This is a genomic window from Bacteroides sp. BFG-637 (assembly GCF_024793605.1).
Taxonomy (GTDB): Bacteria; Bacteroidota; Bacteroidia; order Bacteroidales; family Bacteroidaceae; genus Bacteroides; species Bacteroides vicugnae.
On sequence record NZ_JANUPD010000002.1, the window covers coordinates 4,631,704 to 4,646,903 of the forward strand.

The 15,200-nt window shown below is 37.9% G+C and carries 6 protein-coding genes and 3 pseudogenes; 8 read left to right on the top strand and 1 reads right to left on the bottom strand.

Annotated elements, in window-relative coordinates; translation table 11 throughout:
* Nucleotides 1-92: 92 nt before the first annotated feature.
* The 3 genes and pseudogenes from NXX38_RS18010 (at nucleotide 93) to NXX38_RS18020 (ending at nucleotide 4,688) form a co-directional block, all read left to right on the top strand.
* Nucleotides 93-1,417, top strand: a pseudogene (locus tag NXX38_RS18010) (MFS transporter).
* A gap of 20 nt (nucleotides 1,418-1,437) precedes the next feature.
* Nucleotides 1,438-2,406, top strand: a complete 969-nt coding sequence (locus NXX38_RS18015) for a 1,4-beta-mannosyl-N-acetylglucosamine phosphorylase (RefSeq protein WP_117933585.1) — start codon at nucleotides 1,438-1,440, stop codon at nucleotides 2,404-2,406.
* Between the two features lie 7 nt (nucleotides 2,407-2,413).
* Nucleotides 2,414-4,688 (top strand): annotated as a pseudogene (locus NXX38_RS18020) (GH92 family glycosyl hydrolase).
* Nucleotides 4,689-4,780: 92 nt separating this feature from the next.
* On the opposite strand, the gene NXX38_RS18025 reads toward NXX38_RS18020, so the two are convergent.
* A complete protein-coding gene (locus NXX38_RS18025; RefSeq protein ID WP_165860938.1) occupies nucleotides 4,781-4,951 on the bottom strand; it encodes a hypothetical protein in 171 nt (56 codons plus the stop codon).
* Between the two features lie 36 nt (nucleotides 4,952-4,987).
* Between NXX38_RS18025 and NXX38_RS18030 the strand changes: the two genes are divergently transcribed.
* The 5 genes and pseudogenes from NXX38_RS18030 (at nucleotide 4,988) to NXX38_RS18050 (ending at nucleotide 15,165) form a co-directional block, all read left to right on the top strand.
* A complete protein-coding gene (locus NXX38_RS18030) occupies nucleotides 4,988-5,875 on the top strand; it encodes a sugar phosphate isomerase/epimerase family protein (RefSeq protein ID WP_167511867.1) in 888 nt (295 codons plus the stop codon).
* 176 nt (nucleotides 5,876-6,051) lie between these two features.
* Nucleotides 6,052-7,575, top strand: coding sequence for a DUF4992 family lipoprotein (locus NXX38_RS18035; protein WP_195650372.1), 1,524 nt, complete (start codon nucleotides 6,052-6,054; stop codon nucleotides 7,573-7,575).
* 30 nt (nucleotides 7,576-7,605) lie between these two features.
* Nucleotides 7,606-10,992: a TonB-dependent receptor gene (locus NXX38_RS18040; protein ID WP_195650373.1), complete on the top strand. Its 3,387-nt coding sequence runs from the start codon at nucleotides 7,606-7,608 to the stop codon at nucleotides 10,990-10,992.
* Between the two features lie 12 nt (nucleotides 10,993-11,004).
* Nucleotides 11,005-13,219 (top strand): annotated as a pseudogene (locus NXX38_RS18045) (RagB/SusD family nutrient uptake outer membrane protein).
* A gap of 206 nt (nucleotides 13,220-13,425) precedes the next feature.
* Entirely contained in the window at nucleotides 13,426-15,165 is a 1,740-nt protein-coding gene (locus NXX38_RS18050; protein WP_148366780.1) for a thrombospondin type 3 repeat-containing protein, read from the top strand.
* The last annotated feature ends 35 nt before the right edge of the window (nucleotides 15,166-15,200 follow it).

A 15,200-nucleotide genomic window follows, 5' to 3' on the forward strand; every position in this document is an offset into this window, starting at 1 on the left:
GTAGGGGGAGACGTTAGTAGTTTCCCCCTTTTAGTTGTATTATATATAGATGGGTTAGAAAAATGGATTTTTTCATCTATATACTATGATTTATGCAACAGAATAAAACTGCTTCTCAACGAAACACTATTAGCCCGGCTTGCTGGGTGCCTACCGCTTATTTTGCAATGGGACTTCCCTTTATTGCTATTAATTTGGTTTCCGTTTTCATGTTTAAGGATCTGGGAATTTCGGATACGCAAATTGCATTCTGGACTTCTCTAATTATGATGCCTTGGACATTGAAGTTCTTGTGGAGCCCTTTTCTTGAAATGTATAAAACGAAAAAATTCTTCGTATTAATTACAGAATTGTTGAGCGGTGTACTGTTTGGAGTAGTAGCCTTTTCTTTGTTCTTCGATTATTTTTTCGCTATAAGTATCTCTACGATGGCAGTGATAGCTTTTAGTGGAGCCACACACGATATTGCTTGTGATGGTGTATATATGGCTGAATTGAACAAAGAAGATCAGGCAAAATATATCGGAGTGCAAGGTGCTTTTTATAATGTAGCCAAATTGGTCGCTAATGGAGGATTGGTTGCTATGGCAGGAGCATTGGCAGAACATTTTGGAGCGATAGAAGGTGCTTCAATAGATGCTAATAAAGGGGCATATTCATCTGCATGGATGATTATTTTCGGCGTGATTGCTGCAATAATGGTACTGATCGGTATTTATCATATCAGAATCTTGCCTTCTACACAAGTGCCCGTAACAACTAAAAAGACGACTTCGGAAATAAAAAAGAATTGATAGCAGTAATAGGGAATTTCTTTACTAAGAAACATATTTTCTATTACATCGCTTTTATTATCTTGTATCGACTGGCAGAAGGATTTATCATGAAAATAGCTCCGCTGTTTTTGCGTGCTTCAAGAGATGTAGGTGGTTTAGGATTGTCATTAACCGAGATCGGTACGCTGAATGGTATCTTTGGTTCTGCAGCTTTCGTTCTAGGTTCATTGTTGGCAGGAATTTATGTCTCTAAGTTCGGACTAAAAAAGACACTATTCACTCTCTGTTGTATTTTTAATCTTCCGTTCGTAGCCTATACTTTTTTGGCAGTTGCACAGCCTACTAATGTATATCTAATCGGAACTTGTATAACAATGGAATATTTTGGTTATGGTTTTGGCTTTGTCGGACTGACGTTGTTTATGATGCAACAGATTGCTCCAGGAAAACATCAAATGTCGCATTATGCATTTGCTTCAGGAATCATGAACCTGGGAGTGATGCTTCCGGGAATGGTGAGCGGTTATCTTAGCGACTTGCTTGGGTATCGAAATTTCTTTATTTATGTATTAATTGCAACTATTCCAGCTTTCCTGATTACTTATTTCATCCCTTTCACGTATGATGATTCAAAAAAATAATAATATAAAAAATAACGATTATGAATAAAATTCAAATTCCTTGGGAAGATCGTCCTGTCGGATGTACGGACGTTATGTGGCGTTACTCACAAAATCCGGTTATCGGACGTTATCATATTCCTTCATCTAATAGTATATTCAATAGTGCTGTTGTTCCTTTTGAGGATGGTTTTGCCGGTGTATTCCGTTGTGATAACAAAGCGGTGCAAATGAATATCTTCACAGGTTTCAGTAAGGATGGTATTCATTGGGATATCAATCATGAACCTATCCAGTTTAAGGCTGGTAATACAGAAATGATTGAGTCGGAATATAAATATGATCCCCGTGTTACATGGATTGAAGATCGCTATTGGGTGACTTGGTGCAATGGTTATCATGGTCCTACAATTGGTATTGCATACACTTTTGACTTTAAGGAATTTTTCCAATGTGAGAATGCATTCCTGCCCTTCAACCGTAATGGCGTACTTTTCCCACAGAAAATTGATGGCAAGTATGCGATGTTAAGTCGCCCGAGTGACAATGGACATACTCCGTTCGGTGATATATATATCAGTTATAGCCCGGATATGAAATATTGGGGTGAACATCGCTGTGTAATGAAAGTGACTCCTTTCCCGGAAAGTGCTTGGCAGTGTACGAAGATTGGTGCAGGATCAGTGCCTTTCCTCACTGACGAAGGCTGGTTGCTGTTTTATCATGGCGTTATTACTACCTGCAACGGTTTCCGTTATGCTATGGGAGCTGCTATACTAGATAAAGATCATCCGGAAAAAGTCCTTTACCGTACACGTGAATACCTGATTGGTCCGGCTGCTCCTTATGAACTTCAAGGTGATGTTCCCAATGTGGTATTCCCTTGTGCTGCTTTGCAGGATGGTGAACGTGTGGCTGTTTATTATGGTGCAGCAGATACGGTGGTAGGTATGGCTTTCGGATATATAAAAGAGATTATCGATTTTACTAAACGAACGAGTATCATTTAATTAAGATATGAAACGTATTATATTAACTTACACACTTGCTTTTTCCCTTCTTTCCGCTTATGCGGGGGAAGGGGGAAGCCCTCCCCTAAAAAATACGGATAAAAGTCTTTTGATAGATTATGTAGATCCTTTTATCGGAACTACTAATTTCGGGACTACCAATCCCGGAGCGATTTGTCCGAATGGTATGATGTCTGTGGTTCCTTTCAATGTGATGGGATCTTCTGAAAATACCTATGATAAAGACGCCCGGTGGTGGTCTACGCCTTATGAATATACAAACTGTTTCTTTACCGGATATGCTCATGTGAATTTGAGTGGAGTCGGTTGTCCGGAATTAGGTTCTTTATTGCTGATGCCTACTACCGGAGAATTGAATGTGGATTATAAAGAATATGGTAGTAAGTATAAGGATGAACAGGCTTCACCGGGTTATTATTCTAATTATCTGACTAAATATAATGTAAAAACGGAAGTCTCGGCTACTCCGCGTACCGGCATTGCCCGTTTTACTTTTCCAAAAGGAAAAAGTCATATATTGTTGAATTTAGGTGAAGGATTAACGAATGAGAGTGGTGCCATGCTTCGTCGTGTAAGCGATTGTGAGGTGGAAGGAGTCAAATTGCTTGGTACATTCTGTTATAACCCTCAAGCTGTATTTCCTATTTACTTTGTATTACGAGTTAAAAAGAGCCCTTCTGCAACAGGGTATTGGAAGAAACAACGTGCGATGACGGGTGTTGAGGCTGAATGGGATCCGGATCAGGGAAAATATAAACTTTATACTCGCTACGGAAAAGAAATAGCAGGAGATGACATCGGTACTTATTTCTCCTTCGACACAGAAGAAGGTGAACAGGTAGAAGTACAAATGGGAGTTTCTTTTGTAAGTATAGAAAATGCCCGGTTGAATCTGAATCGTGAACAGGCTGGAAAGAATTTCGAGCAGATTCATGCTGAAGCACGCTCCAAATGGAATGATGACTTATCACGTATAACTGTAGAAGGTGGTACGGATGCTCAAAAGACTGTATTTTATACAGCACTTTACCATTTGCTGATTCATCCTAATATTTTGCAGGATGTAAACGGAGAATATCCGGCAATGGAAAGTGATAAGATTCTGACAACAAAAGGAGATCGCTATACTGTCTTTTCTCTTTGGGATACTTACCGCAATGTTCATCAATTGTTGACTTTGGTTTATCCGGAACGTCAGATGGAAATGGTACGTACAATGCTTGATATGTATCGTGAACATGGATGGTTGCCTAAGTGGGAGTTATATGGCAGGGAAACATTGACAATGGAAGGTGACCCGAGTATTCCGGTGATTGTAGATACCTGGATGAAAGGTTTGCGTGATTTTGATGTTGATCTGGCTTATGAAGCAATGTACAAGTCTGCTACGTTACCGGGAGCGGAAAACTTGATGCGTCCCGATAATGATGATTATATGTCCAAGGGATATGTGCCCCTTCGCGAACAGTATGACAATTCTGTATCTCATGCATTGGAATATTATATTGCCGATTTTGCACTATCCCGTTTTGCAGAGGCTTTAGGCAAAAAGAAAGATGCAGAGATGTTCTACAAGCGTTCTTTAGGATATAAACATTATTATAGCAAAGAATTTGGTACTTTCCGTCCGATTCTTCCTGATGGAACATTTTACAGTCCGTTCAATCCGAGACAAGGAGAGAACTTTGAACCGAATCCCGGTTTCCATGAAGGTAATTCCTGGAATTATACATTCTATGTGCCACATGATGTGTATGGTCTGGCAAAACTAATGGGTGGGAAGAAACCTTTTATTGATAAGCTACAAATGGTTTTTGACGAAGGGCTTTATGACCCGGCAAATGAACCGGATATTGCTTATGCCCATTTATTCTCATACTTTAAAGGTGAAGAATGGCGCACACAGAAAGAGACGCAACGTTTAATAGACAAGTACTTTACTACCAAACCTGATGGTATCCCGGGAAACGATGATACGGGAACGATGTCTTCTTGGGCTATTTTCAATATGATTGGTTTTTATCCTGATTGTCCCGGACTGCCTGAATACACATTGACGACTCCGGTTTTTAATAAGGTAACGATTCGGTTAGATCCGAAATGGTATAAAGAGAAAGAGTTAATTATTGAAGCTAATCGCACTCAACCAGGAACTTTATATATTGATAAGGTACTGCTGAATGGCAAAAAAGTTCAATAAATATCATATCACACATGATGAACTTGTTCACGGCAAATATTTAAAATTTGAATTGAAATAACACACAGTGTTTCATAGGTATCGTTTTTGGGTTGACAGGGCTGTCGGACTTTTATGGTCCGGCAGCCTATTTTTTTACATTTACTTTTATTATTACTTCTCGGAAAATAGCGACGCCATATGCTCGGGATAGTGACGGTATCCGGCTATGATAGCGTCACTATTTCTTCCGGATACCGTCATTATCTTATTTTCATTAGGCCACATTCTGCCACATTTATAGTTATTCTCTGTTTTATAGGTGATTACAAAAATCTCTTTCATACGTCTACTATGTAAATTGTAGGCAATAAGATGAAAATAAGAAGAAATTTATTCAAACATATCCTTTGGATATTAATACTTGCAGAGTGTTTCCCTCTATTAGCGATTGCCGGATCGCAGCAAAAGGAACAACGTTATAAAATAGCTGTATGTGACTGGATGATTTTGAAGCGTCAGAAAATCGGTTCATTTCAATTGGTACACGAATTGAATGGTGACGGCGTTGAGTTGGATATGGGTGGCCTTGGCAAGAGAGAAATGTTTGATAACAAATTGCGGGAACCTCATTTTCAGCAACTGTTTCGTGAAACTGCTCAAAAATATCAATTAGAGGTTTCTTCCATTGCTATGTCCGGTTTCTACGGGCAGTCTTTTCTGGAACGTGCTAATTATAAAGAGTTGGTTCAAGACTGCTTTCATGCAATGAAAGTAATGAATACTAAGGTAGCTTTTCTTCCTTTGGGGGGAATCGAAACTGGATGGGAAAAGAATCCGGCACTTCGAACTGAAGTTATAAAACGTTTGAAGGAGATGGGAGATATGGCTGCTTCTGAAGGAGTAGTTATCGGCATTGAAACTCAACTGGATGCTAAAGGAGATGTGAAACTGCTGAAAGAAATTAATTCTCCGGGAATCAAGATCTATTTTAAATTTCAAAATGCATTGGAGAATGGAAGGGATTTATGTAAGGAATTGAAGATTCTGGGGAAAAAGAATATTTGCCAGATTCACTGTACGGATACAGATGGAGTGACTCTACCTTTTAATGAACGATTGGACATGAATAAGGTGAAAAAGACTTTGGACAAGATGGGATGGAGTGGATGGCTAGTAGTAGAACGTTCACGTGATAAGGATGATGTACGAAACGTGAAGAAGAATTATGGCACGAATATTAAGTATTTGAAAGAAGTGTTTCAGTAAAGATAGGAGGATGATTATGATATAGTTAATATTACAAGGGAGAGAAAAAAGCGCAAAATCTATTTTTTATCCTTTTAAGTGATTACATATTTTTTGATTGTACGTCTTTCCTTAAAAAGAACTTTTGGATTTTGAAGATATAATATATTATTTTTGTTTAAATTAAAATTTAATCTATGAAGAGTAAGATGAAGATTAAAATGAAGATTGCCGGGAAGTTATGGGGCTTATCAGCAATTCTTTTATTTGTTTCTTGTGCTAAAGGTTTTAACGATAATGAAACCTTTTCTGGAGGTGTGACAAATACACAGTTAGAATCGCCCATTCTCGACGATAATAGCTTTTCAACTTTGACAAACTCTGATGGCTCGGAAAGTGTAAAGATAACATGGCCAGTAGTTATGGGAGCAGGAGGATATTTGCTTAATGTATCTCTTATAGAAGATCCGGCAGATCCTACAGTAACTGCAGAAAATCCTATAGTTGTGATGCAGGATAGTATTGTAGATGGTTCGTCTGTCGTTTTTACGAAAACGGAAGATGCCACCTATAAAATAAAGATTAAGACTCTTGGAAATGAAAAACTGAATAATAAGGAAGCGCAAGAGAGCACTGATTTTAAATATGTAGCATTGGTACCTGCTACAACAATTCCTGTAGGGGAAGATATAGCAGAGTATATTAATAATCAATTGAAAGATAGTGATAAAGAGCAAGCTTTTGCTTTAGAAGCTGGTAAAGCTTATGTCCTGAATGGTGTAGTTGATTTTAGATTGAATGTGATAACGCTTCGTAGTACTGATAAAGAGAATCGACCAATAGTAAAAATTGGTGCTAATGGAGGATTGGTAACGCAAGCTGGATTGAAAATTAAATTTATCAATTTTGATTGCTCGGAAATGACTGGAGCTGGTTTTTTGACTCTTAGTGGGGAACCAAGTGAAACGATCTCAATAAAGAGCTTAGGTTATGATAAGGATGAAGCTAATCAAGATGGTTATATCATCAATAAACCTGTAATTATTCAAGAATGTAATATCAAAAACCTACAAAATAGCTTGCTTTATGGCAATAAGAAACCATGGACTTTACGTGATTTCCGTATAACGGATTGTATCGTACAAATGAATAATTCTGGTTCTAATGGGGTTATTAATTTATATGGTGCTACAGGTACAATTAAAGATATGACAATAAAGAACTGTACATTCTATAATTTAGTAAAAAATAGTTCAGCTTATTTTATTCGTTATCAAAACAACTCACAACCTTGGAAATATTTTGGAAAGAGCGATAATACTTCAACTCATATTATTATTAATAATACATTTTGCAAAACATTTTCAAATAAAGATTTTGGTAATAATATACCTAATGATAAGACTTCAATAACCCAGAAGGTTGAATATAATATATTCTATGATGTATATCGTTTATATCAATATCTTCAAAGTAATAATAAGAAATCAACTGTTGGTAATACTATTTGGGGAGTTGATGGTGGAACTCCTAACGGTAATGATACAGGAGGACGAAAAGATGATAATGGAAATCCGTTTGCTACACTTGAAGACCCAGAGTTCGTAGGTCCTTTCTTACAGGAATTGGACTTATCACAAATTAACGGTGGTGTTAATTTTGAGCCTAAGGGTGCAGAAGCTGTAAAAAATAAAAGTGGTGATCCTCGTTGGTATAAATAAATATAAAGTATAAATTATAATGCTATAATAATGAAACATAATAACATAATCAAATTGTGTCTTGGCATATTTCTGGTTTTTGTGATAGCTTTACCTGCTTTGGCCCAGAAAAACATGACATTCAAGGGGGTAGTAGTAGATACGACGGGAGAACCTATCATTGGGGCTTCTGTGAAAGTGGTAGGAACAGCTACTGGAACAATAACTGATTTGGATGGTAAATTTATGGTAGTTGTTCCATCAGGGAAACAGGTTGAAATATCTTATATAGGATATATAACGCAGGTATTATCAGATTTTAAGCAGACTAAGATTGAACTGAAAGAAGATACTCAACAGTTGGATGAGGTAGTGGTAGTCGGTTATGGTACACAGAAAAAAGCGCATTTAACAGGAGCCATTGCTACTGTGCCAATGGATGATATTCAGGACCTTGCTTCTGGTAACTTGGCAAGTACATTGAGTGGTATGGTAAATGGACTAAGTGTTAGTGGTGGAGATGCACGCCCTGGTGAAAATGCACGGATTAACATTCGTCAGAATGATGTTTTATCAGATATTGGTGGAACAGCTTCAGAACCATTATATGTTATCGATGGGTATATTTATCCGGTAGAAGTGAAGATTGGTGATGTGACAGAAAACTTGGGAGCAACAGCATTTAATAATTTAGACCCATCTGTAATTGAGAGTATTTCAGTTTTGAAAGATGCTGCAGCTGCAGTATACGGTGCCCGTGCTGCTAATGGTGTTATATTGGTAACCACAAAGAGGGGTAAACAAGGTGCACCTAAGATTTCATATAGTGGAACTTTTGGCGTTGTGGATGAAGTTTCGCGTGCTAAGATGTTGAATGCTTATCAATATGGTCAACTTTGGAATGCCGTGCGTGCGGCTGATCCGACTGACGTATCTATTAATTTGCAGAATGATTTATTTCAGGCAGATGAGTTGAATGCAATGAGAGGGCTGAATTACGACCTGTTGGATAAATATTGGAAAGCAGCATTGACACAAAAGCATAGTATTAATATGACCGGTGGTTCGGAAAGAGCTAATTATTTTGGGGGAATATCTTATTTTGATCAAGATGGTAATCTAGGAAATTTGGATTATAACCGTTGGAACTATCGTGCTGGTGTTGATGTGAAGATTAGTAAATGGTTAAAAGCAAGTCTTCAGGTTTCTGGTGATTATGGAAAGAAAAACAAACCGAATGTAAAGGTAGGAGGTAGTAATGATGAGAAAGACTATAATCTTTTATTAGTTCGTCCGTATTATATTCCTGAAGAAGTAAATGGTATTCCAATTGTGCCTTATGGTATTAGTAATTCGCAAATAAGTTCTTCACAGAATTATTCATTTTCTCTACTTCAGAATGCAGGGGATTATAATAGGACAGAAACATCGAATATGAATATTAATGCCGGTTTGGAATATGATTTTGGATGGAATAAATGGCTGAAAGGATTAAAACTGAAATTCTCTTATTCAAAGAGTATCAATTCAACAAAAAATAATCAATATGGTTCATCATATGAACTTTATTATATGTCCAAACGTGCAGGAAGTGGAAATCATTTATATACACCTGTTCAAGGACAGGAATCTCTATATGAAGAGTTACTGGGAGAAAATAATTTCTTACTTGCTAATAATGGTTCTGCTATCAATAATGCCAGTGGAGATCCCTATTTATCTCGTACGATGAGTCGTGCCGATAATTATCAGATGAACTTTACGGCAACTTATAACCGTGACTTTGGTAATCATCATATAGGTGCTTTATTCTCTATTGAAAAGTCGGAGGCTGAAAGTGAATATTTGGTAGGACAGGTTACTAATCCTTATGAATTTACAAATGGACAATCCAATCTTGTTCAATATAATAGTGCATCTACTACTGAATTCAAGCGTGCGGAGTCTGGAACATTATCATATATTGGTCGTGTGAACTATGCATATGCTGACAAGTATTTGTTAGAGTTCTTGCTTCGTTCGGACGCATCAACCAAGTTTGCTCCTGAAAATTATTGGGGTGTTTTTCCTTCCGTTTCTGCTGGTTGGATAATATCACAAGAGGAATGGTTTAAGAAGAGTGTGAAGTGGGTCGACTATTTGAAAGTACGTGCTTCGTTTGGTTTGACAGGTCGAGATAATACGAAAGCATGGCAATGGATGCAAAATTATGCAGTTGATAAAGATAAAGGACCTATATTTGGTGTCAACACATCAACAAATGCTGGTAATCATATAACAATTAATAAGGAGATTTCTGCTGTTAACCGTAATGCACATTGGGATAAGTCATATAAGGCAAATTTTGGTTTGGACTTCAACGTCTTGAATAATCGTTTGTCATTCAATATTGATGGTTATTATGAGTGGAATCGAGAAATGTTACTTCCATATTCTGCTTCTATTCCAGGTACGGTAGGAACACAGTCAGCGAATTTTAATTACGGAGAGTTAAATACATATGGTATGGAATTGTCTGTGACTTGGAGAGATAGAATAGGGAAAGATTTTAAATATAAGGTGTCTGTTAATACAGGGTATACGGATAATAAAGTGCTTATGATGGACTGGGAAACCAATCAACGTTATATGAAGATTCATGAGGGAAGTCGTACGGATATGGGAACATGGGGAATGCAGTGTCTTGGCATGTTTCGCAGTTATCAAGATATTGATGAATATTTTGCTAAATATAATATTACATCATATATGGGTATGACCAAAGATAATGTAAAGCCTGGTATGTTGATCTATAAAGATATTCGTGGTGCAGAACAGACTGATGGAACCTATGCCGGACCAGATGGAGTTGTAAGTTATGAAAATGATCAAGTTCGTTTATCAAACCGAAATAACCCTTATGGTTTCACTACCAATTTGAGTGCGGAATGGAAAGGAATTTCTTTATCTGCACAGATAAGCGCAAGTTGGGGAGGATATAGTTTTATTCCAACATCAGCACTTAAGATCGGCAATATGGTCGGCTCTGGATCGAGTTCTTATACAGATTTGGAATATACCAATATGCCATCTTTCTGGAACACAGATAATATGTTCGTTTATAATGATGTAGTTGATGCGTCAGGGAATGTGGTTGTAAAAGCTAATCGCAATGCAAAATATCCAAACTTAAGATGGGGTAGTGTTAATAGTGTGAATTCTACATATTGGAGAGTGAGTGGAACTCGTGTTAGTATGAATCGTTTGACACTTGCATATAGTATACCATCTAAGTTTACAAGATTAATAGGTATTGAAAGTTGTCGTTTCAATGTGACGGGGCAGAATTTATTTAGTTTCTATAATCCTTATCCTGATAATTTTATAGATCCAATGACTTCTTATGGTAGTTATCCTACTTTGCGTAAGTTTACTATTGGTGTAAATGTGACATTCTAAAAAGAAATAGCGATGAAAAGAAAAAATATAATAGCTTTCAGTGTTGCTTTAATGGCAATAGGCACTTTCACTTCATGTAGTGATGAGTTTCTACAAGATAAAAAAAATTACGATTATGTTGATGCAAGTACATATAATACATTTAGTGGCGCAAAGGCACGTGTGGATGATATATATGCTTGGTGCTTGCCTAATACGAGTTTAGAACCAAGCTGGAAATATAACAGTACAGGAGCAGCTGATCTCCAATCTAAGTCTACAGAAGAGTACAGTGGGTTTGGATCATTTGTAGATCCTGATGCTCCGATGACTAGCCAAAGTGGAAATAATACGGTTCCTGATTATTTCCATAATAGTGGTAATAATATTCAGGCAAGTGTTTGGGGGCGTATTCGTAATTGCAATGATGTTATTTATGGTATAGAGAATAGTACTCTTTCAGAAGAAGAAAAGAATGAACTATTAGGACAGGTCTATTTCTTTCGTGCATGGTGTTACTATAATTTAGTGAAGTGGTATGGTGGAGTGCCCATAATTACGGAAGTGCAGGAGCCAGTGGCAGGAGCTATTGTTCCTCGTTCTACGACAAAAGCTTGTATTGATTTTATTTGTGGAGACTTGGAACGTTCTGCACAGTTACTTGCTTCCATTTACAGAAAATGGCGGATGGCCTTCTAGCGATTTTGGACGTGTTACTTCTGGTACAGCACTTGCATTGAAAGGACGGGCTCTTTTGTTATATGCAAGTCCACTGTTTAATCGTAAAAATGACGTAGAACGCTGGAGGAAAGCTTATAATGAAATTACGACTGATCTACCTAGAATAAATGCTTGTGGCTATGGTTTAGTTAATGAAAGTAATGTCGGAACGAATGCTTCAGGCTGGGCGAATGTATTTTCTATGGTTGATGGTAATACAGAAGCGGTATTTGTAACGTTGTATAATGACATAGCGACGGGGGGAGTACCTGATTTTAGCAAAAATAATTCATGGGAACATGGTATTCGACCATCAAATGCTATGGGAGGAGGTGGTAAAACTCCTTCAGCCATGATGGTTGATATGTTCCCTATGGCTGATGGTAAGAGACCTTCTACATGCAATACTTATACTACATTAGAGCAATCTTCTATCGTTTATGATAAAAATGTTCCGTTTGCTAATCGTGATCCTCGTTTTTATAGGACATTTGCTTTTCCGGGAGTACGTTGGGCTTTCAGTGGTGATCCAAAGAACTCAAGCAATAATAATCCTTATACAGGAGATAAGTATAATTTGTGGAACTATGTTTGGTATGCTAATGAAAATGATAGAGATAATGAGGAAGCTAGTAGTTCCAATACATATGGTGCAGATAACCTGTTGACGAATGCCAAAGGTTTTTATATACGTAAACGTTCGGATGATTTAGATGTAAATTCAAATGCCAGATACAAATTTAGCCAAGCAAACGGCTTTAAATTTAGTGGTAGTCCATATTTGGAAATTCGTTATGCTGAAGTGTTGTTGAATTATGCGGAAGCAGCATGTGGTGCCGGTGAAATGGGAGTAGCTGTTGAACAGTTGAAGAAGATACGTGCTCGTGTGGGATATACATCAGCAAATAATTTTGGCCTGCAAACCAATTTGTCAAGTGATCAGTCTGCATGTTTTGCCGCCATCTTGTATGAACGTCAGATTGAGTTGGCTTATGAAGGTAAACGTTTTGATGACTTACGTCGTTGGATGTTGTTTGATGGTGGTGCGGAAAGAGCAGAAGGAGCACCTGACACATGGCTCCCATCTGGTTGGAATGGAAATACTTGTACTTATTTAGGTTTTAAACAACTAAATGGACAGCGTCGCGATAATCTTGAATTCCGTGTAAGCAGCGCTCATGAGAGTAAAGGACTTGGTGGTACATCGTGGGAAATAAATGGGGTAAATCCAGATCCATTAAAAGATGTAACACGTCCGGATGCATTAGATTTGAGACAGGCGGATATTTCAAGTCAACAGAATAAGTTAGTTGAGTTTTATAATACTTATCTAACACGTAAAATGAAGAAGGGAGATGCATATACTACTGATCATACACCGAAATATATGAATTTCCTTCCTCGGTATTATTTCCTGGGTTTTGCAGAAGGAGCTCAAAAAGCTAATCAAACATTGCCACAAACTATTGGTTGGGCAGATTATAACAATGGTGGTGCTAATGGTACTTTCGATCCATTAGCAGAATAAGTTCATAATCTCCAATTTGTCTATATAATAACGTTTCTAATACCTCTTGAATAGGAGGATTAGAGACGTTATTCTTTTATAAAGATTTGAGTTATGTAGAAAAACATATTTTGAATAATAATTTCTGCTCTACTGATTACAAATCTTTTTCTCTTTCGTCTTATTATTGTATTTTTGAATTAACAACTTCACTAAACCAAATAAAAATGAAGAAGAAACATGTATTATTAGCAGCTTTTGCTGCTGCAATGTTGACTCCGACTGTTGCATGGGCGCAATACCCACAAATAACCGACGAAGCCAAAGAAAACTATAAAAAGATGATGACTGAAGAGCGGAAGCGCTCTGATGAAGCATGGGCGAAGGCACTGCCAATAGTGCAGAAAGAAGCAAAGGAGGGACGTCCTTATATTCCTTGGGCTAGCCGTCCATGTGATTTGCCACAAGCGAATATTCCGGCATTTCCTGGAGCAGAAGGTGGCGGTATGTATAGTTTCGGTGGTCGCGGCGGTAAAGTTATTACTGTGACTAATTTGAATGATCGTGGACCCGGTTCTTTCCGTGAAGCTTGTGAAACAGGGGGCGCTCGTATTATCGTGTTCAATGTGGCAGGTATTATCCGTTTGGAGTCTCCGATTATAGTTCGTGCTCCCTATGTTACTATTGCAGGACAGACAGCTCCCGGTGATGGCGTTTGCATTGCCGGCGAATCATTTTGGGTAGATACGCATGATGTTGTTGTACGCCATATGCGTTTCCGCCGTGGAGAAACAAAGGTTTGGCATCGTGATGACTCTTTCGGAGGAAATCCGGTTGGTAATATTATGATTGACCACTGTTCTTGTACGTGGGGTTTGGATGAAAATATATCTTTCTACCGTCATATGTATGATCCTAGTGAAGGTCAATATGAAAGCAAAGATTTAAAACTTCCTACTGTAAATGTGACTATTCAGAATACAATCTCTGCAAAAGCATTGGATACATACAACCATGCATTTGGTAGCACTTTGGGAGGTGAAAACTGTGCATTTGCCCGTAACCTATGGGCTAGTAATGCAGGACGTAACCCTTCTATTGGCTGGAATGGAATATTCAACTTTGTCAATAATGTAGTGTTCAACTGGGTTCACCGTTCTTCTGATGGTGGTGATTATACCGCTATGTTCAATATGATTAATAACTACTACAAACCGGGACCTGCTACACCGAAAGACTCTAATGTAGGACATCGTATTTTGAAGCCGGAATCAGGACGCAGCAAACTGGATCATCACGTCTACGGACGAGTTTATGCTGATGGAAACATTATGGAAGGTTATCCTGCCATTACAGCAGACAACTGGAAAGGTGGTATTCAGATTGAAGACCAATCAAATACTGACGGGTATACTGAAAACATACGGAGCTATCAACCGTTTGAAATGCCGTATATTAATATTATGGGTGCAAATGATGCCTATGATTATGTATTGAAACATGCAGGTGCAACTATCCCTTGTCGTGATATTGTAGATGAACGTGTGATTGAAGAAGTGAAAACGGGCATCCCTTATTATGAAAAGAAACTTCCGAAAGATGCTTATGGCGATCTAACCGGTCTGTCTCCTAAATCAATGGGTGAAGACGGACAATTTAAGTATCGTCGTTTGCCTAAAGATTCTTATAAGCAGGGTATTATTACTGATATCCGTCAGATGGGTGGATTCCCTGAATATAAAGGTACTCCTTATGTAGATACAGACGGTGACGGTATGCCGGATGAATGGGAAATTGCCAATGGCTTGAATCCGAATGATCCGAGTGATGCTAATAAGGATTGTACAGGTGACGGATATACTAATATTGAAAAATATATCAACGGTATCAGCACAAAGCACAAAGTAGATTGGAGAGATATGAAGAACAACTACGATACATTGGCTGAAAAAGGAAAATTAATGTAATCGCAGGTAAGGTGCCGGGGTCAAGTTTTCTTTCG